25 protein-coding genes, 1 tRNA gene and 2 pseudogenes are annotated in these 23,411 nt (G+C 53.7%); 5 read left to right on the top strand and 23 right to left on the bottom strand.

Features of this window, described 5'->3' with window-relative positions:
- The 5 genes and pseudogenes from H6A25_RS12680 to H6A25_RS02805 all read right to left on the bottom strand — a co-directional run.
- A pseudogene (locus H6A25_RS12680) lies at window positions 1–232 on the bottom strand (helix-turn-helix domain-containing protein); the annotation flags it as partial.
- A gap of 170 nt (window positions 233–402) precedes the next feature.
- Window positions 403–660 (bottom strand): ABC transporter substrate-binding protein, encoded by a 258-nt coding sequence (locus tag H6A25_RS02815; RefSeq protein WP_430651153.1) that lies wholly within the window; start codon window positions 658–660, stop codon window positions 403–405.
- Window positions 642–1,013, bottom strand: coding sequence for a hypothetical protein (locus H6A25_RS12675; RefSeq protein WP_243423198.1), 372 nt, complete (start codon window positions 1,011–1,013; stop codon window positions 642–644). Before H6A25_RS12675 ends, H6A25_RS02815 begins: the two co-directional genes overlap by 19 nt.
- Window positions 968–1,222, bottom strand: coding sequence for a hypothetical protein (locus H6A25_RS12670; protein ID WP_243423196.1), 255 nt, complete (start codon window positions 1,220–1,222; stop codon window positions 968–970). The genes H6A25_RS12675 and H6A25_RS12670 overlap by 46 nt, the downstream gene beginning before the upstream one ends.
- Before the next feature lie 82 nt (window positions 1,223–1,304).
- Window positions 1,305–1,952: a hypothetical protein gene (locus H6A25_RS02805; protein ID WP_204750493.1), complete on the bottom strand. Its 648-nt coding sequence runs from the start codon at window positions 1,950–1,952 to the stop codon at window positions 1,305–1,307.
- Window positions 1,953–2,095: 143 nt separating this feature from the next.
- Here H6A25_RS02805 and H6A25_RS02800 point away from each other — a divergent pair, with 143 nt between their 5' ends.
- The gene (locus tag H6A25_RS02800) at window positions 2,096–2,434 is read left to right on the top strand and encodes a helix-turn-helix domain-containing protein (RefSeq protein ID WP_204750492.1); all 339 of its coding nucleotides are present in this window, start codon (window positions 2,096–2,098) and stop codon (window positions 2,432–2,434) included.
- A 27-nt stretch (window positions 2,435–2,461) separates the two neighbouring features.
- Here the strand turns inward: H6A25_RS02800 and H6A25_RS02795 are convergent, their stop codons facing one another.
- From H6A25_RS02795 to H6A25_RS02720, 16 genes are all read right to left on the bottom strand, one after another.
- Window positions 2,462–2,869 (bottom strand): hypothetical protein, encoded by a 408-nt coding sequence (locus tag H6A25_RS02795; protein ID WP_204750491.1) that lies wholly within the window; start codon window positions 2,867–2,869, stop codon window positions 2,462–2,464.
- Between the two features lie 5 nt (window positions 2,870–2,874).
- The gene (locus H6A25_RS02790; RefSeq protein ID WP_204750490.1) at window positions 2,875–3,789 is read right to left on the bottom strand and encodes a ParM/StbA family protein; all 915 of its coding nucleotides are present in this window, start codon (window positions 3,787–3,789) and stop codon (window positions 2,875–2,877) included.
- 271 nt (window positions 3,790–4,060) lie between these two features.
- Window positions 4,061–4,465 carry a DUF4313 domain-containing protein gene (locus H6A25_RS02785; protein WP_204750489.1) on the bottom strand — a complete coding sequence of 135 codons (405 nt, stop codon included), beginning with the start codon at window positions 4,463–4,465 and terminating at the stop codon, window positions 4,061–4,063.
- 31 nt (window positions 4,466–4,496) lie between these two features.
- Complete coding sequence (locus H6A25_RS02780; RefSeq protein WP_204750488.1) at window positions 4,497–5,171, bottom strand: hypothetical protein; 675 nt, start codon at window positions 5,169–5,171, stop codon at window positions 4,497–4,499.
- Window positions 5,172–5,226: 55 nt separating this feature from the next.
- Window positions 5,227–7,233: an NAD-dependent DNA ligase LigA gene (gene ligA, locus H6A25_RS02775; RefSeq protein ID WP_204750487.1), complete on the bottom strand. Its 2,007-nt coding sequence runs from the start codon at window positions 7,231–7,233 to the stop codon at window positions 5,227–5,229.
- Complete coding sequence (locus H6A25_RS02770) at window positions 7,233–7,547, bottom strand: hypothetical protein (RefSeq protein ID WP_204750486.1); 315 nt, start codon at window positions 7,545–7,547, stop codon at window positions 7,233–7,235. Before H6A25_RS02770 ends, ligA begins: the two co-directional genes overlap by 1 nt.
- Before the next feature lie 23 nt (window positions 7,548–7,570).
- Window positions 7,571–7,774: a hypothetical protein gene (locus tag H6A25_RS02765; RefSeq protein ID WP_204750485.1), complete on the bottom strand. Its 204-nt coding sequence runs from the start codon at window positions 7,772–7,774 to the stop codon at window positions 7,571–7,573.
- Between the two features lie 13 nt (window positions 7,775–7,787).
- Complete coding sequence (locus H6A25_RS02760) at window positions 7,788–8,138, bottom strand: sigma factor (protein WP_204750484.1); 351 nt, start codon at window positions 8,136–8,138, stop codon at window positions 7,788–7,790.
- A gap of 25 nt (window positions 8,139–8,163) precedes the next feature.
- Window positions 8,164–10,344 carry a PcfJ domain-containing protein gene (locus H6A25_RS02755; protein ID WP_204750483.1) on the bottom strand — a complete coding sequence of 727 codons (2,181 nt, stop codon included), beginning with the start codon at window positions 10,342–10,344 and terminating at the stop codon, window positions 8,164–8,166.
- 4 nt (window positions 10,345–10,348) lie between these two features.
- On the bottom strand, window positions 10,349–10,888 hold the full coding sequence (locus H6A25_RS02750; RefSeq protein WP_204750482.1) for a DUF7666 domain-containing protein: 540 nt from the start codon (window positions 10,886–10,888) through the stop codon (window positions 10,349–10,351).
- Window positions 10,889–10,891: 3 nt separating this feature from the next.
- The gene (locus tag H6A25_RS02745) at window positions 10,892–11,674 is read right to left on the bottom strand and encodes a PcfK-like family protein (RefSeq protein WP_243423194.1); all 783 of its coding nucleotides are present in this window, start codon (window positions 11,672–11,674) and stop codon (window positions 10,892–10,894) included.
- 91 nt (window positions 11,675–11,765) lie between these two features.
- A complete protein-coding gene (locus H6A25_RS02740; RefSeq protein WP_204750480.1) occupies window positions 11,766–12,011 on the bottom strand; it encodes a hypothetical protein in 246 nt (81 codons plus the stop codon).
- Window positions 11,998–13,737: a YodL domain-containing protein gene (locus H6A25_RS02735; RefSeq protein ID WP_204750479.1), complete on the bottom strand. Its 1,740-nt coding sequence runs from the start codon at window positions 13,735–13,737 to the stop codon at window positions 11,998–12,000. The genes H6A25_RS02740 and H6A25_RS02735 overlap by 14 nt, the downstream gene beginning before the upstream one ends.
- 55 nt (window positions 13,738–13,792) lie before the next feature.
- On the bottom strand, window positions 13,793–14,872 hold the full coding sequence (locus tag H6A25_RS02730) for a hypothetical protein (protein ID WP_204750478.1): 1,080 nt from the start codon (window positions 14,870–14,872) through the stop codon (window positions 13,793–13,795).
- A gap of 66 nt (window positions 14,873–14,938) precedes the next feature.
- Complete coding sequence (recD2, locus tag H6A25_RS02725; protein WP_430651152.1) at window positions 14,939–17,236, bottom strand: SF1B family DNA helicase RecD2; 2,298 nt, start codon at window positions 17,234–17,236, stop codon at window positions 14,939–14,941.
- A 23-nt stretch (window positions 17,237–17,259) separates the two neighbouring features.
- Entirely contained in the window at window positions 17,260–18,303 is a 1,044-nt protein-coding gene (locus tag H6A25_RS02720) for a YqaJ viral recombinase family protein (RefSeq protein ID WP_204750477.1), read from the bottom strand.
- A gap of 930 nt (window positions 18,304–19,233) precedes the next feature.
- Here H6A25_RS02720 and H6A25_RS02715 point away from each other — a divergent pair.
- Entirely contained in the window at window positions 19,234–19,446 is a 213-nt protein-coding gene (locus H6A25_RS02715) for a helix-turn-helix domain-containing protein (RefSeq protein ID WP_087337090.1), read from the top strand.
- Window positions 19,447–19,463: 17 nt separating this feature from the next.
- A complete protein-coding gene (locus H6A25_RS02710; RefSeq protein ID WP_204750476.1) occupies window positions 19,464–20,852 on the top strand; it encodes a site-specific integrase in 1,389 nt (462 codons plus the stop codon).
- A gap of 205 nt (window positions 20,853–21,057) precedes the next feature.
- Here H6A25_RS02710 and H6A25_RS02705 read toward each other — a convergent pair.
- Window positions 21,058–21,134: transfer RNA gene (locus H6A25_RS02705), tRNA-Arg, on the bottom strand.
- Between the two features lie 107 nt (window positions 21,135–21,241).
- Window positions 21,242–22,525 (bottom strand): MFS transporter, encoded by a 1,284-nt coding sequence (locus H6A25_RS02700; RefSeq protein WP_204750475.1) that lies wholly within the window; start codon window positions 22,523–22,525, stop codon window positions 21,242–21,244.
- 283 nt (window positions 22,526–22,808) lie between these two features.
- Between H6A25_RS02700 and H6A25_RS13045 the strand changes: the two are divergent.
- Window positions 22,809–23,132 (top strand): annotated as a pseudogene (locus H6A25_RS13045) (Fur family transcriptional regulator); the annotation flags it as partial.
- 93 nt (window positions 23,133–23,225) lie between these two features.
- On the top strand, window positions 23,226–23,387 hold the full coding sequence (locus H6A25_RS13040; protein WP_118748315.1) for a rubredoxin: 162 nt from the start codon (window positions 23,226–23,228) through the stop codon (window positions 23,385–23,387).
- The last annotated feature ends 24 nt before the right edge of the window (window positions 23,388–23,411 follow it).

Genomic DNA, 23,411 nt, shown 5'->3' with positions numbered 1-23,411 from the left:
AGAGCGACTTGTCCCGCAGGTGATGGTTGGACATCACCGTGTAATCGCGGGTTTTCTCAATGCGGAATACCGCCATATTGGATACCTCCTTCCTTCGGTTTTGAAAAGTGTTCGTTTCGGCGGGTTTACGCCCCCATATCACCGCCCGGCCTCCCATAAGGGAAAGGATATGGGCGGCCTCGTTTGCGCCGCCCACAGGCGAAAAAATAGGGGATTTCCCACCCGTATTCATACAGTTTTGCGTACCCCCGGCAGGGCATAAAAAAACGCCACAGGTTTGTGTTACCCATGGCGTTGCCCCGGCAGATGGCCGGTCTGTATTCAGTTATATGGTCACGGGGCGGAGGCCCCGATTGACGGGTGCTGTATCCGTATCTTGGCATTTCGTGGTCTTTCAGCGTGTCAAGGCTCACTCAACAGTTGTGCGGATTGCGGGGTCAGCTCAATGCCGATTTTGCTGGCCTGGTTACAGATGTAGACAACCATATTATCATCGGAGGCGGTGCCGGTCTGATACAGGAAAGCGGCGGACAGCTTCACACCATTCTTTTCGCGGATGCCATCCCCATCGGCATCTACATAGCCGGCCTCATCCAGAATTTGATTGGCATGATCCAGGTCAAAGCCGTACACCGTCTGCTCTACATCGCAGTAATCCAAAAGTACGGGACCTGGATACGCTCGTCTACCGAATACAGTTCGCTGAAAATATGGTCGATTTCGTGCTTGGATTTTATGATAAGGGAACGCCCATCTGAACACAGGCGTTCTTTTATCTGTTCCAAGCTGATATGCGCTTGTTGAAAACCCTGATCCAATGTTTTTTGTGCCGTCTCCATTTCCAGCAGTACGGTGATGCCCCGATATTTTTTTAGCGGAATGCGGGAGCCAAGGAACACCTGTTTATCTTTGGAGAGGTAATCCACGCAAAGATCGCCTTCGCCTAAAAAGCTGACTGCGCCTCCATCTAATTCGCACTCATAGCAGCCTTCCAGACAATGATTGATCTGCAAAAATCTTTTTCAAATCGGATGGGACGGAAACAGGAGTCCATTTTCAAATCGTTATAGGTAATTTGAATGCCAGGCGCAATTTCAAAGCGGCGCATCGTCCCTTCGCCGGATTCATTTCCTTCGTGCAGTATTCTTCTTTCTGGTTCTGCTCCTATTCCTGTTTTGTATATATTATGAAATGCCCCCGTTTCTTTGGTCGTCTCGAACATAGTATTCCTCCTAAGTCCACTTGGTCTCTGAGTTTGCTGCAACTAATTATATCATATATAAACGATTCCACATCAACAAAAATCACCAGTTTTCTCTTAGGTATTCTGGTATCCACTTAGCAGAGATTGCGGTTCCTTTCTCGCTGCAGATCGCCCCTACATGGGAAAAAAGTTTCATGATAGTTTCCTCAGGAAGATATTGATTGAAAACATAGTCACTTTTGCTGGTGAGAAAAGCAATTTCAACACCAGTTTCTGGGATCAAACGAAAACTCTTTCGCGCGCCAAAGAAACAGGACTTAACGCAATACAAATTGAAGGACTCCTCAATTTTCAAAGGCAAGAGTGTTTCCAATGCCAAAAGCCCAAAGGGGGTTGCGTAGTCAACAAGAACCGTGGTAAATCCTCGTTCTGTTGCCCAATGAAAGCCTTTCACAATTTGCTTTTTACAATAACTTTTTGTTAGGAAATTACATTCCTTTTCAGAATAGTATGAGGAGAAAAGAATTGTCCGTCTCGGTTCAATCGTCGGCTCCGCAGCAAGGTGTTCTTGGTAGCGTTGTTCCATCTGTATTTCCTGCAGAGCATCTTCAGGGCTTGTTTCAACCTCCTCATCTGTGTCCAATGCATGTGGGAAAAGAGCAGGGCACCGCTCGTAGAGGCGGAATTTGGCACGAAGGGCGGCCTCCTGTATCCAAAATTTCAGCCTTTCAATTAACATATGGTGCATAGTATGTTTCCTTCTTCTTGGCATTACAGCAAAATGTGTGGGCAATTTACTTCATTATATACGCTATGGATAATAATTTCTATCCATAGCCGCTTAAAAATTTACGCTACTATGGATAAACTATTAGCCATAGGAGTGGTGTCATGGAAAATCTTTTGACCGAGATGGGGGAGCGCCTGAGTAAGCGCCGGAAGCAGTTGGGCCTGACGCAAGAGCAGCTCGCTGAGATGGCAGGATCGACTACCCAGACCATCTCAACAGCGGAAACCGGCAGGAAAGCCCTGCGGCCGGAAAATGTCCTCAAATTGTGCGACGCCCTTGACATCAGCATCGACTATCTGTTTCGGGGCCAGATCTCCGATCAGGATTTTTCCTTATTATCAACGAAAATATCCCAGCTGACGCCGGAGCAGTATCAGTACCTGGAGACTATCATCGACAGTTTTATTGCTGCGGTCACGCTGGAAAAAGAGGAGGCATAGCAGGCACGGCCCGCTATGCCTCCTGTGCTATTTCTGACCAAAGGATGCCAGCGTGTTGGCGATGGCGGAAAAGCCCCCGTCGCCCAGCAGTTCCTTGAGATCCTCGGCATCTGCTATTTCCGGCTCCGGCGCCCGCCCCGAAGGAATCACCGATTCCTGGGGCTGAGGGCGATGTGGCGAAGCGGAAACACCATCCTCTGCGGTGTGCTTTTTGAGTACAGCCAAGACGATTTTCTCGATCTCCGCTGTATTCGGCGCTGGGGGCAAAACGACTTCCGGGGTTTCTGAGCAGTTGATGTAGTGAAGGACGGCGGTGGAGATAAAGCGGGCCTTCTGCCGGCCCTGCTGTTCCAGGATCTCGGCTGTCCGCGCCTGCTGGGGGTCGCCCAGATTGAATTGCACGGTAAACCGGCCCAGGTGTTTTTTATCCCCCATAGCATTCACCTTCCGGAGTGGGATACCCGGTAGAGCAGTTCATAGCCCTTGGCATTCGCCCGAATATCATCCACGAACACGGGGCTGCGAACCTTCCTGGACGCCTCGATCTGCCGACGCAGAAGGATAGAGCCGCCGCCTACGAACACCACCGGCCCGGAGCGGAGTTCCAGGCCGCGCTCCCGCAGGGTGCTCAACAGGTCATCCACAAACTCTCCCGCCTGCCGCCGAACCAGATCTCCCAGGACCGGGGTGGTATTTGCCACGCGCTCCATCAGGATGGCGTCGATCTCCGCCTCGTCCAGCAGGATGTCCTGCTCGGCGCTGACTCTGGATTGGATCTTGTTGTAGAGCAGGATCACACCGTTCTCCAGGGAATCGCAGATAGATAGGTCACCCTCGCCATTTTTGACCTGGAGATAGTCAGCGGTAAACCCGCCGATGTCCACGATCAAAGCCCGGGGCGCGTCCTGCAGGGAGCGGATGATCGTGGCCGCCGCCGCATAGGACTGCGGGTAGCAGCCAACATCATTGATCAGGATGGAATAGGGCCTGTCCCGATAGTTAAAGTTGACAACGCCCCGGCCCAAAAAGTATTGGCTGAACGCCCGGTGCTGGGCGCCGTAGTGTGCCGGCGGAAGTCCCACCGCCAACTGGATCTGCTGGGTGCCTTGGGTATCCATGCCTTGAGCCTCCATCTCCTGTGCGACAGCAAACAGCGTCAGCACAAAGAAACGGTGGTCGGAAGTTTTATCCCGGTGGTACGGGATGCGCTGGTCCGTAAGCTGATAGTATTGCCCCTCATATTCGAGAACACCCTTTCCAAAGGGCATCACATCGCTCTCTTTCAGCCCGGAGGTAAAGGGGGCGCTGTGGGCGGTCTTGATTTGCTTATTTCCGTGGTCAATTCCAATCAACATGGTTTTTTTCCTCCTTATACTCACCTTATACGAATCTAATACGCCTGTTTCAACAAAAAGCGGGGACAGTTCAGTTGAACTGTCCCCGCCGCTTTCTTAGTAGTCATCCATCTGGATGCCCTGCCTTTTCGTCATCCTCACGCGGATGCCAATGAAAGTAGCAATCCGGGTTTTCACACCGGCCATTCCACAGGATCGAACCGCACAATGGGCAAGTTTCCGCATCATAAGTACCTCCGCCGATATAGCTCATGGCTGTACTCCTTCCGATTCAGAGAGGGATATATTCCTCATAGGCTTTGGCGTACCTGCGATAATTTTCCCCTCCGATTTCACGCAAGAAACTTTCCTTGAATACCCAGAGGGGATATTCGCAGAAACCGCTGCGTTTTGTCAGTCCAGTGTCTTTAGCGATTCCCTGATCCAGTAACTGCTGGGCAAAATAGCAGTTATTCGTGTCGATATATGCGGCGTTTTGAAGACCAATGAATTCCCCAAATGATACCGTCAAAACAGCATATAATTCTTCATCCTCCACAGCATTAGTACCTACCGTATAGAGTGCAATCGCCAAACCAGGCATCTTCGCACCCATAAAGTCATGTACTCTATAAAGTTCTACACGCGGTTTCAAGGAAACACGCTGGCCAAAGCAATCTGTGATCGTTAGCATCATAGATGTGTCATCCCTTCTTTAATATCATGTATTATGCGGCATCCTCGATTTGCCATTTGATTTGCAAAGTGTCCGCCGGTCCCAGGGCATACCCCAAGTGTTTGGCATACTTCTTCATAAAGAACAATGTATTCTCGACATAGACGAGCCTGCCCTCAAAATGGTGGTATACGCACCGCCTTCCGTCAAGAGAGGGGGCGAGCCGCTTTGCGTCATCGGCTATCTTCTGCTCGTCCAACGCAGCGGTGTACTGAACTGCGACAAACAGATTGGCAAGAGAGCCAAACCGGGCATTCAGCAGAGACAGGGTCTGATTGCAGATCTCTTTTTGTTGTTCCAGGGAGTGATTAGAGTTGAAACTCAATCTGAAATAGGAAAAATCACGGTATTCCCCGGCAAAATCTGATGCATCCGAAAAAACACGGCACCAAAAATAGAGTTCCCATTCCTTGCTTTCAAAGCAGATGCTCTTTGGCGCATCGTATTGGTAACAGGTAAATTGCCCGGCAATGGTATCCATAACGGCCTTTATGAATTTGTTCCTCTCCTGCGGCGACGGATGAAGCACGGTTTCATGGTCCTGTGGATCATCCGGCAGATAGAGAAATTCGAGGCAGAGGGCGGAAGGAGCAATGCTCCCATAGCCGTGCTCTACCAGCTCCAACATCTCAGCAGAGATCAGGGAACGGTTGTGCTTGATTCTCATGTTGTCCTCCTGCAAAAATGAGGGAGAGGAGGCCTGCGCCCCCTCTCCCTGGCTCTTACTCGCCTGCCATGCGGAAGAACTCCGCCGGCGACAAGATCTTTACGCCCAGTGCCTGCGCCTTGTCCAACTTACTGCCCGCGTTTTCCCCGCAGATCAGGTAGTCGGTCTTACTGCTGACAGAACTGCCGGCGTGGGCGCCGAGGGATTCGATCTTGGCATTGATACCCTCCCGTGTGTATGGCTCCACCTTGCCGGTCACCACAATGGTCAGCCCGGTAAAGGGACTGGCTGTGGCTTCCGGTATAGGGGCCGCCGGCGCGATCTGCACCAACTCCCGCAACTCATACCAGATGTACCAGTTGTCCTCGCTCTCAAACCATGCGCGGATATTGTTCTGCAGGGTTTCCCCAAAGTCGGGGAGCTGTGTGAAGTCATATCCGCTGACCACCGCCTCTTCAAAGGCATTCAGGTCGCTTTGGAAAGTCCGGGCCAAGGTGCGGCTGGCAGTATTGCCGATCATCGGGATGTCCATCGCAATCAGATACCGCTCAAAAGTGGTATTCCGACTGCGCTGGATCGCATCCCAAAGGCGTTGCCACGACTTTTCACCCATCCCCTCCAACTTGATGATCTCCGCCCGATGATCGTCCAGACGGTAGATGTCCATATAGCTGTGGAGCAGCCCACGGCCAATGAGTTTTTCCAGGGTTGCCTCGGAAAGCCCCTCAATGTCCATTGCCTTTTCCCCAACAAAATGGACGAACTGCTGGAGCCGCCGGGTTTCACATTTCGGATTGTCGCAAAAGAGCGTCCGTGTGATCCGCTCCCGGCCGTCGGCGGTTGATTTGCTCTCGTGGATGCGGGTGGCTTCCCCGCAGCAGGGACACTGGCGCGGGATGACCGCATCCAGCGAAAAACCACCGCGGTCCAAATTTTCCTCCACATGGGGGATGATCATATTGCGCTTGGACACCTTGATGCGGTTGCCGGGCATCAGCTCCAGCCCCTCAATGAAAGAGAGGTTGTGGAGACTGGCCCTTGCTACCTCGCACCCGTCGATCTCCACCGGGTCGAAAATGGCTACCGGAGCGATCTCGCCGGAGCGGGTGGGGTTCCACTCAATGCTCTGGAGGCGGGTTTCAAAGGCGTCATCCTCAAACTTGTAGGCTATGCCGTCCTTATAGTGATGGCCGGTGCGCCCGCAGGACTTGGAGTAGGCGACATTGTTGTAGGTCACCACGATCCCGTCAATCGGGACATCGTGTTTTTTCGCCAGCTCCTGTAGCCGCTCGATCCCCATGTCGATATACCGCTGATTGAGCGCGGCGGTGGTCTTGAGATACGGACAAACTGTAAATCCGTAACCCCACAACTGCATCAGCCGGTCTGATTTCAGTTCCAGCGCCTCCAAGCCCTCCAGCACATTGAAGGGCATGAAGGTGACGCACCGCTCCTTGCAGACACGGGCATCCAGCAGGCGGACAGAGCCTGCGGCAAGGTTCCGCCCATTTTTATAGGGCTTCCCGCTGCTGTCCAGCAGTTTATCCTTCAGTTTTGTAAAATCACTGGGCCGGATAAACGCCTCGCCCACCACAACAAGATGCCCCGAATAGGGTATCTTTTGGGGAATGCCGGTGATGCCGCGGGCATTGTGCGTCACGACCTCACCTTCATTTCCATCTCCCCGGGTGGCGGCCTCTACCAGCGTACCGTTCTCATAGGTCAGCTTGATCGTCAGCCCGTCCAGTTTTAGCATCAGCAAAACGAGCTGATTCCCAATGAAGTCCAGAAGGGCGGCGCTGCGCTTCTCTTTGTCCAGCGAAAGCAAAGGAATGCGGTGGGTGGTTTTTGGCAGTTCACTGACCGGGGAATAGCCCACGGTCTGCGTCGGGGAATTTGCCATCTGGATTCCCGTGACCTGCTCCAACCGAGTAAGCTCGTCAAAGAGTTTGTCATACTCCTGGTCGCTGATGGTCGGCGCGTTGAGGTTATAATACTCGTGACGGCACCGATTCAGGCGCTCGGTCAGAGTTACCACCTGTTCATAAGCGGTCTGTGCCATTAGGCTGCCTCCTTTTCCTCCAGCACCCGGAACGACATGATCAGATATTGGCCGGTGTGGTGCTGGTCACTGTTGTAAATACTGCAGATCCCATTTTCAAAACTCCAGAACGGCGCTTTGCTCCACCAGAGGACGGGATTCCTGGAAGGATCAACACGGTTGGCCGGAGCGGCCACCGTACTGTAAAAGCCCTGGGTATTGACTTTCGTGACGCGGCGAATTTCGCCGACACATTCCTCCCGGCAATGCCCGGTGATTTCCAGACACATATTCTCTTTCAAGGTGCGTTTTAATTGGCTGAGAGTTTTGATCATAGCGAAGATACCATCCTTTCTCGTCAGGCCGCTTTGCGGCCGCTGTATACGCCAAAATTCAATTCGTAAATGATGTGGCTGATCGTTTCGTCATCGTCCCATGCCGAGCAGAGCGTGGCCCTGTCTGGACCTGCGCCCACATGGACGGATACCCGGCCATCATAGAGCTGCATCAGCAGCTCCGGCCGCCGGGCGCAGACCAGCGCGAGATTTCCCAGTTGTTTCATCGTATCCCTCCACTCACGCCGCGATGTGGATCTCCCAGTCGGGATCGCCGTCAGCCAGCGCATCCAGAGAGATCACGACGCCGCGAAGATCGTAGGGAGCGTCCTTGAAGCCATAGCGTTTCTGGGCGCTCTTACAGTTGAGAAGTTCGTAGCGGAGCTGGGAGAGGATGTGCTGCTCCAGCTTTCCTTTTTTGGGGTCGTACCCCGCCACCGCCCGAATCAGGCGGATGGCGAGGTCCTGGTACACATCGTCACGATCCAGATGGGCGGCCTCGATCAGATGCCAATTCTGACGAATGACCCGGTCAATGCACCAGAGGTATTCTTCTACAATGCGGTTGCGCTTTTTGATGGTAATTTTCATTTCAAATCCTTCTTTCTGTTTGTTTTTAGGCTGCTTCCATCAGGTCCGCCATCAGTACGTCAACCAACCGCCGGCCAGCCAGGTCACCCACGCGAATCTGAACATTGTCTTTCCGCATCCGTTCAAATTCTTGGGCCCGCAGCACCTTGCTCTTTTTGGCCCTCTTATGATCGGCCTTGGTCAGACGGGCTGAAATGGCGGTTTGCCATTCTTTGAGGTATGCTTTGATTTGCTCGATTTCATCGTCTGTGCGGCTGAATTCTGTCCGAGCCTGCCGCACAGTTCCGTCAGGCTCGATTTCCAGTGTGTAATATGGAACATCTGGAGCGGAGCGCCGACGTAGGAACAAAATATAAGTCTCATGTGCCTCCATCCGATCCCAATAGACCTCGCTCCGAAACAGACAGTGATTCAGTGCATAGCCGTCTGCATAAATTTCCTCAATACACTTAGGGGCAATAACAGCATAGGCATCCCCCGTGTGCTCATACTTGGACAGGCTTTTGCAGATCTTATTGATGGTGGGATGTTTTGCCGACAAATCATTGGCACGTTTTGCCGCGTCCTCCATCTTCGCGCGGAGTACCAGCTGGTCGTGCCGCAGGCGGAGTTTACTGGCTCGGTAAATGATTGCATCATCGGTGTCCATGCCAAACGATGCGGCCATAGAAAGATAATCCCGCCAAATCATAACGACATGGCTTGCAGAATCCCCGCTTTCAGTGGATTGACGCCGCACATAGTTATAGATTTGAATGGGACTCATTTTACCCATGACAAAGTCCAGGGACGATCTTTTGATGTTATTTAAGGAAAACCACTCGATGACTTTATCGGGATATTGGGTGTTCTGTGCCTTCTCGTACTGGAGCCAGTCCAAGGCAACACAGTCGCCTCTCATTTTCCGCAACCGGCGGAGACGCTGGGTATCAAGACCGAGCGCCTTTGTCAGATTTGTCGCAAACGGAGCCTTTAAGCAACCACGCACAGTTTCCGGTCGGTTTTTACAGTCAAGTTCAAGCGCCGGAAGGTTTGCTTTTTGGATTCGCTCAAAGGGCGGAACAAGAGAAAGCAGGTGGAGGTATCCTCGGGGATTACAGATCATGTTGTGGTCGTAGATCCATTGCACCAGATTAGAATCCCGGAGTTCATTGTTCTTGAGAGACGGAAGCGTTTTTCCGTAGACCGGTCCATCACCGCCATAGCAATAGCGGTAATAGGCATTGCCATAGTTGAAGGGAGGCGTTTCCGCGGCCCAGCGCAGGTCGCGGTTTTTATAGGTATACCAGTAATAATCTCGCGCCTGAAACTGACTGTCACAGATTGTGCGCTGGACTTCTGAGCACTGGATTTCCGCTTCTCCCCAGTTGTTTTGATGATAGGTGCGGTACACCCAAAACTCTCGGAGAATAAAACCATCCGGTCGGCGCTGCAAGAGGTAAACAGAGCGTCCATTGGTACGGAATGTCGAAGATCGGCCATAGGCCCTGAATTGCACCTTTCGGTGGCAACAGGGGCAACGGCCTTCTTTTTTATGGTAGGGTTGCTGCTTAAGCGGGACTTCCTTCTCACAATAGGTGCAGTAGCCCGTTTTGGCCCCGCCTTTTCTGTACTGGTAAAAGATGTACTGAGCCGGTATGCCGACCTTATCTACCCAGCGCAGCCAATCCTTCGGCAAAGGCGGCGTCAAGGCCATGTCCGCATCCCAGGGGGCTACGGCGTGTGCGTACCGCGTATTTGCCCTCTCCATACACAACTCCTGCTGGTAGCTTTGCAGCCCCCAATAGCCGTCCTCTTCTGTGCCTAAGTAGAATTTGATGATGCCCTGTTCTTTCTTGGGAAGGATGAATTTAGAGTTGCTCCGGATATATGCCGGCCAGGATAAACTCTCCACCGTGCCGGTAAGCCATTTTTGCCGCTCTGTGCCATAGGTGAGAAACTGTCTGCTGGCCCGATCCACATATACCACATAGGACGGCTCTTTTGCGCCGGCCCGGAGATATTCGGGATAGAAGAGGGAAACCATCAGGATGCCATCTTCCACCCGGCACCGAAGAAACAGGCCTATCGAATTTTCATTCCACCGATAGGCGCCCCTGTAGTGGGACGGCGGGGTCTTTGTTTCGGCCGCATCTTTGATTGCTAATTTCTTCATTTGCGGCGTGGCCAAAAGTTTGCTCATGGCCAGCAATTTCTTTTTATCCATATGCTCACTTCTTCCTTTTCTCGGAGTTGACGTCATACCAGGTATTCGCTTGGATTGTTTTACCGTCTACAATAATCAGCGCAATCTGCGTGATCTGTTTTGTGCCCGGTTCTTCTTTTGCAAGAGCTAAAATATCGCCCTTATTGCCTTGGGCCAGCGGATCGGCGCCGCGGACAATGGCATAGCCGTTCATAGCGGAACCTTTATCTTTTCGGACACGGCAGTTCCAGGCCCGGAACGGGTGATCCATCATGTAGGCCAGAGCATGGAGGAAAAATTCTTCCCGGCTCAGCTGCTTTAAGATGGTGAGTTCCGTACAGGCAATCTTGGAGTCAAGGGCATCCTCGTCAATATCTCCTCCGGGCCGGACAACATAGTAGACAGAACGGCTCATATCTGGATAGTAGGTGAGGCAATCCAGAGGGTTTTCAGCACAGTGAAATCCGTTCACCCTGCAATTTGCCTCTTTAGTCACGTTCCTGCCCATTACAAACTGGTAGCCCAGGCAAATCAGGCCGGGACGGAAGCCTTTGTAAGCAATCATGGCTCAGCCTGCCTTTCCCAACTGCGCGAAGTCCAGCGAGAGCTGTCCATCGTCAGAAGGAGCAACCGATTTGCTTTTCGATGTAGCTGGCGCCGCATCTTTTTTTGCCTTTTCGCTCTTGGCCGCTGTCCGGCTGGAGGAATTAGAGCGCCTGCGCGTGGATGGATCTTCAGCAGATTGATCCTCCTTGGCGTCCGGGTCGTTGAAATAATCCACCGCCCACTGATAGCACAAGTCATCCGGGACATCGCACCCATAGCCCTGCGCCCCATTTCCGGGGGTAATGCCATCAGCCTTCAATTCGTCCTGCACATACTCCCAGGCTTTCCTGGTGATGTACTTAAAGCAGTTGATCATATTTTTGCGGGGCTGCATGACCAGCCGGGCGAAGGCGGGATCTTCCAAACACTTGGTCTGGATGACCTCGGACACACAATCTTTCATATTCCGGCGGGTGATTTTTTCCGTGTCCGTTCCGACACGCTTGGCCGAGGCCATCATCACCTCGTCATCGCTCATGGCGGCAATCTGCTGGAGTTTCTCCTGCTCTGCCGCTTTTTGGCCGACGTCCTCTCTGCTGGTATTCTGGGGACCAGTGACCACACCGCCGCCAGAGGGTTTCGCATCCGAACCGCCGGCAGGAACTGCGGCGGCCTGGGGCAGTTGCTGGCGAGAGCCTGCCTGCTCGTGCCATTCCACGGCATCCGGCCTGTGCGAGTCCATCTGAAACGGCCCCATCTCGTCATTTTCAAACTGTTCCATGTCCATCTCGGAATAAACTCCCATTGATAAGACCTCCTTCATAAAATGTTGGGGAAAACAAAAAGGAATGTGAGGCGGCTATTGAGCCGCACACACATTCCTTTGTTTCTGACACTCATACCGCATAGACCAGTGTGCTGAATGGGTCGAAGCAGTAGCACACGAGCCCAGGGTATTGAGCGGATTTCCTTTGTATCTGCCGCTGGATCGCCCCGGCATCTTCCTCTGGCGGGAAGATGTGGTCAGGGCGCCACGCGATAGCGGTAAAATAGCGATCTTCCGGGTGGTAATGGATTTTCAGGTCAAGGCCGGTGCAATAGGAGAGCAGCGCCTCCAGTTGCCCGACTTTACTCAATCCCATCGCGCTTTTCTGCGTCGGGGTGAAAGCCCTTTTGTGCCAGAAGAGGTGAAAATTTGACCGGGACAAAGCCGGCGGTATCACAGTAATAGTAGGATCGCCCCTCATCATCATACAGTTCCACCACATCTGAGAGGGAAACGCTGCGGCCGTGGTAGTCTGAGGGCAGGTCATCGTTGTAGTTCTCGAAGATCCGCTCCAGCACCTCGGAAGAAGTCTGCGTCTTGGGGCGAGTCATGCGTCCCTCATACACCAGGCAATACTCCGATGCCGGGGGCTGCTCATAGCCCGCCTTGTGAAGCGCCTCGATTCCGGAAAAGGCGAATGGCACGGTTTTCCCGGGCTGAAGATCCAGCTGGTAGATGCGAAACTGCTGGCAGACCCGTCCGCTGTCCATCATCCGCCGGAAATCATCACCTTGCCCGTCCTGCAGGAAGGCGGCATATTCAAAATCCGTCAGGCCGAGGTATTCCCGCAGAGAGATTTTACAGTCCTTCGCCTGTTCCCATTGGGTAATACACGATTCAATCGCGCTGAGATCGCACAGGCCGCTTTGGTATCGCTCCTTAAATGTCATTCGGTTCAAAAACATATCCTGTTCCTCCGTTTTTGTGTTCTTTCTGTGCAAGGCCAACTGCCAGTCATCAATTCCCTTGTAGTTCGGGTTCCAGGTCAACCGGCGGCACGAGAGGCCGTGCTTCTTTGCCAGCAGATAGAGCTTGGACGCCCCTTGATTGACGCCCTTATTGCTGTACTTGTCCATGTCCTCGGCCTCAATGATCTCCTCTGTCCCATTGCGGCGCAGGAAGTCAAACAGGCTGTCGAGCTGAGAGGTGCAGCCTGCCCCGCCGGTGGCGGCAAAGGTCCGGTTCATCAACACATGGGCGATGTCCGCTTTCAGCGCACCCTCGGTCACATACACCACGCGGGAACACGGGTCGCCGACAAAATGGATCGGGCTGCCCGAAGATGTTCCCATCGGTTTGCTGGTGGATGCGAGCCAAAGATACTTCGCACCGCCTTTATCCGGCGGGTCGCCCTCCTTGCGGAGCGGGCGATCCAGTCGGATCTGAAGTCCCTGGATCAGACCGTCCACACCGCGATAGGGAATCAAAATCCCCGAGGTCCGCTGATGGAACTTGACAGTCCATTTCCCGCTGTCCGCCATGTAGAAGCCGGGCACACCCTGGACGGTGTATCCCTGCTGGATCAGCCGGGCAGTCAGAGAATTGCAGAGATATGGAACTGGCGTACTCTTGAAGCCAAAAGCCGCGATTTGCTCGTCGCTGAAACCCCGCTTTTCCCGCAGATGCTCTCGATGGGCCGGGGTAAGTTGGAGCATATTCAACAACGCGGAGTAGGTCTGATGGATCACTGGCAAGGGCGCCCGCTCAGACAACACGACCTCGCTTTGCACCTGCTCCTGGCGCCTCGCCTTATACTCCGGGGCAAAGCCGCCGGTCAGCAGCGCATCGCAAATCTCACTGTAAGCCGTAGGGTTACTGACATTCTGCACTTTGGCGTACAAGGCCAGCATCCCGCCGCTGTCGCCGCAGCAGTTGCTACACCATGCGTTCTTGGTCAGGTTGATACACAATTTCCCCCGCTGACTGCCGCACAGGGGGCAGTCAGCATAGATATAGCCGGGACTCCTCCGCCGGATATGCAGGCGGAGGAGTTCGACTACATCTATGATGGTAAAGGGAAAATCCGACGTCCTGGATGCCATCGGGTAAGAACTCCTTTCCATCACTCCCTAATCACTGTCTTGGTTCGTGGAAGCGTTATCCGGCCTTCTTCATTGCCAACTCGTCGAGCAGCAGTGAGGCGGCGGCCTTTAACACATTCCCCGCATCCTTTGCGGAATAGAGATAAAACCGCAGACTGGATGCGCGGCGGTCCATGACCTCCCCCAGCGTCCAGCCCTTGCAGGTGCCGAATGTGACCACAATGGAGCGGGCTTCGTCCACCGACATACGCTGGGTGATTTCCTCAATGGTCATATCATCCGTGTATGTGTTGGTGTCGGCAGGCTGCGCCTCGGCGGTATCCTCCTGGACGGGTTCTGCTGTGGCAGATGCCGTTTCCACCGCATCAGAAGCAGTGGGCGGCACGGTGCCGAGCATCTGAAGGATGCCGGCGGTTTCATTGGGCGCCTGGGACTGCTCACTCACCTGGGGCGGATCGGCCGGCTTTGGCGGTTCTGATTTCACGGGTGAAATTTCCGGCTCCTGAGCAGGCGGTAACGTCTCCGCCACAGGCTCGATCTTTTCAGGGGACGGATGCTCCGGGGCGGTTTCCTGCGCCTCGGTAACTGCATGAGGTCTTTCCGAAGCAACCGGCGCAGGGGCATCCGACGGCGACGGCGCTTTCTGTTCTTCCGACACAGAACGCGGGGCTTGTCCTTCCGTCAGGTGCCGAATCTGCTCCATCGGGATTTCAGAGCCGTAGCCGCTCCCGCTTTCCGCCTCCACCAGATCGGAGAGCTGAATACCGAAGCCGGCATTGTCCAGCGCCTCATTAAGCGCCTCGTCCTGCGCGGCCTGGATATATCGCCCGCCGGGGACGTCGGCTGCGTACATGGTGGAAACAAAATTGGCGATGGGCTTGGGGTCATCTCCATGCAGATAGACCTGCGCCTCGAAAATGGCCATGCTGTCCGTGATCCGCATGGGGGTCAGGACCATCCTGCCGTCGGCGCAGGCCAGACGGAACCACATTTTCTTAAACCGCAAGTCCAACTTCAGCACCGGCTCGCCGGTTTTACGCGAGGTGGCCTGGCGAAGATACCGCAGGGGATTGAACTGCGGCACTTTCCGCAGGGCCTCGGCCGCCGGGACGGTTTTGATGATACTGTCTTTCACGAAAAAAACTCCCTTCAAAAATAAAATAAGAGACGCCTGTGCATTTCTCTGCACCTGCATCCCGTTTTAACTGGCCCGCCGAATGATTGGCAGACGCTCTCCCTGTTCAGCAGCCATCTTGATGGACTGCGATTTGTAGTATGCCTGCATCCGCTCGCCCAGGAGGGTGTTGCGCCTGCCGGCCTTTTTATTGCAGATCGCCGCAAACAGCGCCTTTTTCTGGCCCACCAGCAGGACACGCCGCTTTGCACGGGTAACTGCGGTATAGAACACGTTCCGGTCCATCATGATTTTGTGGGCCATCAGCATGGGAAGGATGATGGTGTCATACTCGCTCCCCATTGCCTTGTGGACGGTGGTGGCATAAGCCAACTCCAACTCGTCCAGGCTGTCCATAGGATATTCCGCATAGCGGCCGTCGAAGTTGATCAGCACCGTACTTTTCCGAATAACGCAGATCTGCCCGACCTCGCCATTGAATACGCCGCGGGAAAGAAGATTGCCCTTCGGGTCACGCAGCTGGATGGAACTGTCGTTCTTTTTCTGCATGACCTTATCATAGAGGCGCAGCGTTATGCCGCCTCTGGTGATTTCCGGCTTTTCCGGGGACTGCGGATTGACCATCTCGCGGATCACTTCATTCAGCCGGTCAGAGGATGCGTCCCCTCTTGACCGGAAGGGAGAAAGGATCTGTACCTGCTCGATCCCGGTCGCCTTGACCTCGTTGAGATACAGTTCGCAGATACGTCCCGCTGTTTCCTCTTGGTCCTTTGCGGGGATAAAGCGGAAATAGTCCTCGCTGTAGCAGAGGTCCGTCACGCCATCGTGGATGTACTTGGCGTTGTAGGGGATGGGGCTGTCTTTTGCCTGGCGGAAGATCTCGTCCAGCACAGTGACGGGGACAAGGCCGCTCTTGATAAGCTGGTGAAACACATCTCCCGCGCCCACGCTTTCCAGCTGGTCTGCGTCGCCCACCAGCAAGATCCTCGTATTGGGGCGGACGCGGATAAAAAGCTGATAGGCCAGGGACATATCCATCATGGAACTTTCGTCCACGATCAGGAGGTCGGCCTCCAGATTTGCCGGCGGCTTTTGCCACACGGATTCATCCCCGTGGAGGCCCAGCAGACTGTGCAGGGTCTGTGCGTCCGCAATACCCGTTGTCTCCGCCATCCGCCGGCTGGCTTTCCCCGTGGGTGCCCCCAGGCGGATCTTGCTGTCGGGGTAAAGGATGCGGTACGCCTCGATCACCGCTTTAAGAATCGTACTTTTGCCGGTTCCGGGTCCGCCGGTGATGATCGACAGATTGCGGCTGAACGCCATCATAACGCCTTCATGCTGCCGCTTTGACAGGGTGATCCCTAACTGCCCCCTAATGCGCTCCAGGACAGAAGCAAGATTGGCCGGGGGCTCCGTCGGTTCCATCACCTTCTGTACCACAAGGCAGGCGGTTTCGCTCTCCTGAAGATATTGATAGGGCAAATAGATGTTCCCTTTATTGGAAGCCAGCACATTGGTGAGGATCATTTGCTCCAACGTGCTCTCTACCTCTTTGGGAGTCACCCGCATAGCGGGCGAAAGGATCGTTTCATTGAGAAGGAGAAGTGCGGATTTCAAAAGCACCTCTGTCTCCAGGTAGAGGTGGCCGTCGCCGTCACGGGCTTTTTCAAGCCCATAGAGCAAGGCACCCTGGATTCTCATGGGGTCCCGCAGATTTTCCCCGGACTTCTGGATGATCGCGTCTACGCGCTTGAATCCAAAACCGGGCATCTGACAGAGGCGGTAGGGACTTTCCCGTATCAGTCCGACGCTGTTCGGGCCAAAAAACTGATAGATCTTCATGGCCGTATTCGGCGTGATTTTGAACGGCGCCAAAATCGTCATAAGATCCCGCATGATTTTGCTCTCCGCATAGCCGGCTTTGATGTCCTCCAGCCGTTCCTCAGAGATACCACGGATCTCCAGCAGCCTATTCGGCGTTTTTTCAATGACCTCCAGGGAGCGGATGCCGAAACGCTGGACAATCGCCTCGGCGGTTCTTGGCCCGATCCCGCGCAGCAGCCCGGATGACAAATAGGCGCGTATCCCCTCCAATGTGGGAGGGACCACCTCGCGCCACTGCGTCACCTGGAACTGACGGCCATATTTACCGTCCTGCCACTCTCCAGTCAGTTCCACCTTGACCGCATCCGTCTGGGGCAGATCATACCCGACAGCGGTAAAGCGGATCAGATGGTCATGGTATCGGTAGGGGCTGCGGGCGTCTTCGGGAACCATCATATCGGCCGTTTTCATCCGAAGGACGGCAAATCTGCTTGCCTCATTGTAGAAGAGTACGCGATCAAATGCCGCTACAAAGCCCATTTTTTATCATCACCTCCGTGTAATCATGCCGCGCTGTCCGAAACCTTTTTGACAAGAAACCTTCGGCTCTCGGACGTCTTGACATATTCGCTGTAGATTTCCGGGTGGACCGCTTTGAGCCGGTCCAAGCCCTCTTTGGGAATGCTCTGCTTATAGACCGGGTTGTAGGTAATGGTATAGTTGCCCTCGGCATCCTCATAGAGCGCCTTGCAGCTATTCCCCATATCCGCCACGATCAGGGCTTTCAAGCGGGCCATTTCCTTATCCAGCTTTTTGATCTCGGCGTCAAAGCCGGATTTCTGTTCCTGCAACTGCATAAACTGCTTCACTCGGCTGAACTGCGGCGGCGTAATAACCACCGGCGGCGCGTCTGTGGCCGCAGGACCCAAGAGGCGCTGAACGCTTTTCATGACCAGATCGCCGTTCTCGGTGTATTCCGGCGGTAGCTGCTTCACCACGTTTTCGTTCCAGAACGTGTCCTCCAAGGCAATCAGTTCCTCCTCATAGGCCATATCGCGGTCAATGCTTCGGATGATCGCCTCCCGGGTGTCTGTGAACAGGCAGCAGAAAAAGGTCTTGCTGTAGTTCATCACTGCCATATAGTGGCGCCCCTGGCTTTCATAGTACGCAGGGACGATTTCTTTCCCGGCATACCACCAGTTTTCAGAGGAATTTGACGTGCTTGTTTTACACTCCAGGATGGCTATGCTGTCGTCTGGCAGTTCCACCAGATAGTCCAGATCCGCCAGCATCCAGGGATATTGCGGATGCTGGAACATGAACTTCTTTTGGAATACCTTCAGTCCGGTGCGCTTTGAAAAGATCTCCGCCACCAGCGGCTCCAGACGGTGCCCGATCTCCTTGGCGACCCAGTTTTCGTCATCCGCCGCTGCGGAGATCCCCAGTTTGTCGTAGTACAGATCACGGCCCGTCATAAAGGGGGAGATCCCAAGGACTGCGGCGGCATCGCTCCCGCCAATCCCTCTCCGCCGGTAAGCAAGCCATTCCTCACGCGGCAATTCTGAGGTTTCTACCAGTACCAGCGGCTGATATGCCGTTGTCCCCATAGACGTCGAAATCCTCCTCTCCAAGCATCACGGTTCTCAGTTCTTCCTTTAAGACCTGCCTGTTGTTGCCCCTCCGCAGTTTCTTGTGGAGCCTGCTGCGGCGGTGGGGCCGCCATTTCTTTCGGTGCTTCATGGTTGTCGTTCTCCTTTCGATTTTGATATATTCTCAAAGCCTGCCGGCTTTTGAGCAAAAAAAGAAAGCGAGAACAACTGAGGCCGACATATGCCAGCGATCCATCCGCCTTTCGGCGGCGTACAGTCATTCTCGCTTTCGCGATGGGGAATACCCCTATAAAATTGAAAATATCAGCAGCAGTCCACCCCCTGGGCGCACCAATGCCGCTGATCAACCGTTCAAACCTAACAACGTGTGCAATGCGATACCCTATCGCTCACAGGCCGTTGACCTGCCCTCAAAATGAGGAGCGCACAAAGAATCAATTACATGATGGATTGTACCACAATATATTGTGTATGTCAATATGGATCGAACATGATTTTGTGTATTCAGACAATCAGAGACAATATGAGCCACGACTACGCCGGACGAAGTTCTATGGCACGGGAGGTCGCGGGGAACCAAGGGAACCCCCGCCGGGCTTCCCGTGTTTTGCTTTACACAGGGCATTTTACAAACGGGAAATGCCTTCTGTCTGTACCTTGAAAAATGCCGGCGGCGAACTGCCAGGGCCATATCTCTGTTCCGGGAGTCATACAGGAGCGGCAGACAGTGTGCATTTGCGCGCCTGTCGCTGAAATCGCGCATAGCGCAGCCTGGAAATACGCGGTCTGAAGCGAGAGCGCAGGAATTGGCCCGGAGCGGATTAGAATTTGGTTTAGAACGTGTTGTTTTTGCTGACGGAAATTCGTACAATATCTTTGTAAGGGTACTGTGGAATTTCCTCAGCCACACATGAAAGGAGGATTTTTGTGGCTGAAATCACTTCAACGAACCCAAGAGCCACTCCTGAAAAGAGAAGCTATTCTGTCGCAGAAGTCGCCGAAATACTCGGCGTGAGTAAGCGGTCTGTATATAATCTCTGTTCCAGCGGCGAACTGAAAAGCGTCCGCATTGGGACAAAACTGCGGATCTCAAAGAAATCTTTTGATGAGTGGCTTGACGGTGTAGATCATGTTGATTGAAAGGAGTCCACAGAATTATGGCATCCATCCAAAAGCGCGGCAAGAAATATGCTGTGGTTTACACCTACGAAGATTCATCAGGGACCAAAAGACAAAAGTGGGAAACTTTCACCACGAAAAGGGAGGCCGCCGCAAGAAAGAGCCAGGTAGAATATGAAATCGACAACGGTTCCTTCATCCCGCCGTCAACGATAACGGTCAAAGACTTCTTGAAAGACTTTGTTGACCTCTACGGGGCAAAGCGATGGGGGCTTTCCGCTTTTTCCGGGAACACAAGCCTTATCAACAACTATATCAATCCGCTGTTAGGTGAGTACAATGTCCAGGACATCAACCGGCGTGTTGTTGACGGCTTCATCCAGAAGCTGCAGAAGACCACCCCGGTGTCCACCCCTTTTCGCCGGGCGCGCACCGAGTTTCTGCCGCCGTGTACTATCGAAAAGATCTGCAAGGTGATGCACTGTGCCTTTAGACAGGCCGTGAGATGGGACATGGTGGCAAAAAATCCGTTCGATGATGTCCTGCTCCCCAAGAAGGAAAAGAAACGGCGGGAGATCTGGACGGTCGAGATCATCCGCAAGGCGCTGGATAACTGCTCAGACGGAAAGCTCTTTGTGGCGATCAACCTGTCGTTTGCCTGCTCACTGCGGATGGGAGAGATCACAGGTTTGACCTGGGACTGTGTCCATATCACCGACGATGATATTGCGCGAGACGACGCCTATATCATCATCGACAAGGAACTGGCCCGGGTGAGCCAGGATGCGATCCAGGCAATCGGGGAAAAGGACATCCTGTTCATGTTCCCCCGGATCACAAAGGCCAAGTCCACGACGCGTCTGGTGCTGAAAAGGCCCAAGACTGAAACCAGTATCCGAAAGGTCTGGCTCCCCAAGACCCTGGCCTATATTCTTCGGGACTGGAAGCAGAAGCAGGACAAGCTCAAGGAACTCATGGGCGAGGAATACAGTGATTATAACTTGGTGCTTGCCTTGGAAACTGGACGGCCCTGCGAGGATCGCGTGATCGGCAATCAGTTTGAGCGGCTGAAAAAGTCGGCAGGACTGCCCGATGTAGTTTTTCATTCCCTGCGTCACTCCAGCACCACCTATAAGCTGAAGATCAATCACGGAGATATTAAGGCCACCCAGGGGGACACTGGACACGCACAGGCCACGATGGTCACAGAGGTCTACGCCCATATCATCGACGAGGAGCGCAAGATCAACGCCCAGAAGTTTGAGACGGCCTTCTACGCAAATCCGGATATGCGGCTTGTAGAGCGACAGCTCCAGCCCCCGGTGGAACAGCCAAAGCCTGGTTTGGATCTTCAGCAGCTGCTTGCACAGTTGCAGGAAAACCCGGAGCTGGCGAGCCAGTTGAAATCCCTTCTGCAAGCGGGGTAATAAAAGGACTCGAAACATACACCAGAGGACGCAAAACGACCCATTAGCAAAAACCCCATTTTCATTAGCAGACATACCTAAAATCGTTCGATTCCCCCACGGCAAGATGGTTGGAAACGCATAGGATAATTGGGAAATTGATTGATTTCACTTCGTAACAATTTTGAATGAAAAACGCCGTGATTTCGCAAAATCACAGCGTTTTTGGCACCCCCGGGCAGGCTCGAACTGCCGGCGTTCCGCTTAGGAGGCGGACCCTCTATCCATCTGAGGTACGGGGGCATATGAAGTTTTCTCTCGCCGGGTGATAGGTGAGCATAGACTTAGGAGGGGGCTGTTATATCCATTTAACTATGGGGGCATAGCCCCGAAGGGCTTCTATTAGTATATCAATTTTTTTCTTCCCTTGCAACCACAAATCCCCGCTTTTCCAGGGCCTTGTCCTGGGTGCGGAAGGCCCACATATAGGCTAGTGTGATCAGACACAAAAGAACGATCATGGCGGCAAAGGCCGGTTTATAGCTATGAAGCACATCGTAGGAGCCGCCCACCAGCACCGGACAGAACATACCTCCAATGTTGGCAAAAGCAGAAATCATGCCCAAAATGCTGCCGAAATCCCGGTTGCCATAGACGATTTGAGCGATGATGGGATGGGCCACATTGCCAAAGGCCCCACCCAGACCGGTGCCCAGCACGATCAATCCGATACCGGGCATGGCGGGGGCCATCAATGCCCCGGCCAGAGCCACACCGGCAGAAGTATGGGACACAATAGTGGCCTTTTCTGCCCCCAGTTTGTCATAGAGCCAGCCCAGAACCAGCTTGCCGATGGCCAGAGAGCCCATGCCGAAGGAAGCCACCGAAGCGGCAAAGGTGGGAGAATACCCCACATCGCTTACATGGGGGGCCGTGTTCTGCATCAGACCGCTGGTACAGATGGTGTTCAGTGCTGCACAAAGGCAGATCACCCAGAACTGGGGCGTGCGCACGGCATGGCGATAGTAAACGCCCTGTTTTTCCACCTGGCTCAGGTCTTCTTTCTCGTCACCGGTTTCTCCATAGGGGAGCAGCCCTTTGTCCGCAGGCCGGGTCCGGATGATGAAAAAGCACACCGGTACCACCAGCAAAAAGATCATCACTGCCAGCATCTGATAGGCTGTGCGCCATCCATAGTGGATGATCAGCTGGCTGGCCAGAGGGTTGCAGATCATGCCGCCCACACCGCTGCCCATGAACGCCAGACCTACAGCAAACCCCCGGCGGGTATGGAACCAGTTATTGATGAGCATGGACAGGGCCACCGTGGTGATCATGCCCTCCGCTACACCGGTGACCAGCGCCGCTCCATAAAACATAGGGAGCGAACGGGCAAAAGAAAAACAGAAATAGCCCCCTGCCATAAAAATACTGCTGATGCGCAAAGCCAGCGTCACATCCAAGCGGGAAAAGATCCGTCCGCTGACCAGGGACATGACCATCAGGGATGCCGACAGAATGGTCTGGGTCAGTCCCATGCCCGCCCGGGAAAAGCCCATATCGGCACACACAGGCTTGATAAAGACGCCCATGCAGTTGTTGATGGCCCCATAGCTCATGCCCATGATGATAAAGCAGCCAGCCACGATCAGCCACCCATAAAAGATCTTGTTTTTCTTTTCCCCTTTGTTCATATCTCTCGCTCCTGAGAGGCGCCCTTCTCCCGGCGCCTTTGTCCCTGCTATTGTGCGGCAAAAGCACGCAGATGTCAACGGTAATTTGTCCAATATCTGAACTAAATATTTTCCTTTCCCCGTTGTTTTGTCCTATCCGGTGAGGTTGGTATGGATTTCCCTCTTTCCGGCTACAATGAACAATGTATTAAATTCTTCGTTTTGAGGAAAAAGTGGTTGACAGAAGTGTTGGTTTGATATAAACTTCTAATTAGTAATTCTTCCTACGAAATGAGTGATCCCCATGAAACGCCGTACCATTCAGCGTGCGCTGGTGCTCTCGGCGGTGATGGAGCTAAACGATCATCCCACCGCGGAAGAGGTCTACCGCTACGCCGCTCAACGAACCCCCACCATCAGCCGGGGCACGGTGTACCGCAACCTTTCCCAGCTGGCAGACGAGGGGACCATCTCCCGCATTCCCGTGCCCAATGCCCCGGATCGATTCGATTCGGCCACTGGCCCTCATTATCACCTGGTCTGCCAGGAATGCGGCCGGTTTGTGGACGCCCCTGTCCCCTATCAGGCCGCAATGGACCGGCAAGTGGCACAGACAACCGGCTGGGAATGCGATTTTCACCACACTATCTTTCAAGGCCGATGCACCCGGTGCATCCACCATACACCCAATCATCAACCAAATGAACAGGAGGACTCAATCATGAGCAAGTACAAGTGCACCATCTGCGGCTATGTTTACGATGAAGCTGAGGGCTATGAGGCCGGCGGCATCGCTCCCGGCACCAAATGGGAAGATCTGCCTGAAGATTTCGTCTGCCCGCTGTGCTCTGTTGGCAAAGAACTGTTTGAAAAGGAAGACTAATCGCCTTTTCTCCAAATAATTTCT

Origin of the sequence: Intestinimonas butyriciproducens (genome assembly GCF_016901775.1) — a bacterium.
In the GTDB taxonomy this organism is placed as follows: Bacteria; Bacillota; Clostridia; order Oscillospirales; family Butyricicoccaceae; genus Pseudobutyricicoccus.
This window is presented reverse-complemented; position numbering and strand designations above follow the sequence as displayed.

What these genes read in the sequence shown, in the direction of transcription:
- H6A25_RS12670 (WP_243423196.1), bottom strand. Translation starts at nt 1,222, where the DNA reads ATGTTCGAGACGACCAAAGAAACGGGGGCATTTCATAATATATACAAA.
- H6A25_RS02805 (WP_204750493.1), bottom strand. Translation starts at nt 1,952, where the DNA reads ATGCACCATATGTTAATTGAAAGGCTGAAATTTTGGATACAGGAGGCC.
- H6A25_RS02800 (WP_204750492.1), top strand. Translation starts at nt 2,096, where the DNA reads ATGGAAAATCTTTTGACCGAGATGGGGGAGCGCCTGAGTAAGCGCCGG.
- H6A25_RS02795 (WP_204750491.1), bottom strand. Translation starts at nt 2,869, where the DNA reads ATGGGGGATAAAAAACACCTGGGCCGGTTTACCGTGCAATTCAATCTG.
- H6A25_RS02790 (WP_204750490.1), bottom strand. Translation starts at nt 3,789, where the DNA reads ATGTTGATTGGAATTGACCACGGAAATAAGCAAATCAAGACCGCCCAC.
- H6A25_RS02785 (WP_204750489.1), bottom strand. Translation starts at nt 4,465, where the DNA reads ATGATGCTAACGATCACAGATTGCTTTGGCCAGCGTGTTTCCTTGAAA.
- H6A25_RS02780 (WP_204750488.1), bottom strand. Translation starts at nt 5,171, where the DNA reads ATGAGAATCAAGCACAACCGTTCCCTGATCTCTGCTGAGATGTTGGAG.
- ligA (WP_204750487.1), bottom strand. Translation starts at nt 7,233, where the DNA reads ATGGCACAGACCGCTTATGAACAGGTGGTAACTCTGACCGAGCGCCTG.
- H6A25_RS02770 (WP_204750486.1), bottom strand. Translation starts at nt 7,547, where the DNA reads ATGATCAAAACTCTCAGCCAATTAAAACGCACCTTGAAAGAGAATATG.
- H6A25_RS02765 (WP_204750485.1), bottom strand. Translation starts at nt 7,774, where the DNA reads ATGAAACAACTGGGAAATCTCGCGCTGGTCTGCGCCCGGCGGCCGGAG.
- H6A25_RS02760 (WP_204750484.1), bottom strand. Translation starts at nt 8,138, where the DNA reads ATGAAAATTACCATCAAAAAGCGCAACCGCATTGTAGAAGAATACCTC.
- H6A25_RS02755 (WP_204750483.1), bottom strand. Translation starts at nt 10,344, where the DNA reads ATGGATAAAAAGAAATTGCTGGCCATGAGCAAACTTTTGGCCACGCCG.
- H6A25_RS02750 (WP_204750482.1), bottom strand. Translation starts at nt 10,888, where the DNA reads ATGATTGCTTACAAAGGCTTCCGTCCCGGCCTGATTTGCCTGGGCTAC.
- H6A25_RS02745 (WP_243423194.1), bottom strand. Translation starts at nt 11,674, where the DNA reads ATGGGAGTTTATTCCGAGATGGACATGGAACAGTTTGAAAATGACGAG.
- H6A25_RS02740 (WP_204750480.1), bottom strand. Translation starts at nt 12,011, where the DNA reads ATGGGATTGAGTAAAGTCGGGCAACTGGAGGCGCTGCTCTCCTATTGC.
- H6A25_RS02735 (WP_204750479.1), bottom strand. Translation starts at nt 13,737, where the DNA reads ATGGCATCCAGGACGTCGGATTTTCCCTTTACCATCATAGATGTAGTC.
- recD2 (WP_430651152.1), bottom strand. Translation starts at nt 17,236, where the DNA reads ATGGGCTTTGTAGCGGCATTTGATCGCGTACTCTTCTACAATGAGGCA.
- H6A25_RS02720 (WP_204750477.1), bottom strand. Translation starts at nt 18,303, where the DNA reads ATGGGGACAACGGCATATCAGCCGCTGGTACTGGTAGAAACCTCAGAA.
- H6A25_RS02710 (WP_204750476.1), top strand. Translation starts at nt 19,464, where the DNA reads ATGGCATCCATCCAAAAGCGCGGCAAGAAATATGCTGTGGTTTACACC.
- H6A25_RS02700 (WP_204750475.1), bottom strand. Translation starts at nt 22,525, where the DNA reads ATGAACAAAGGGGAAAAGAAAAACAAGATCTTTTATGGGTGGCTGATC.
- H6A25_RS13040 (WP_118748315.1), top strand. Translation starts at nt 23,226, where the DNA reads ATGAGCAAGTACAAGTGCACCATCTGCGGCTATGTTTACGATGAAGCT.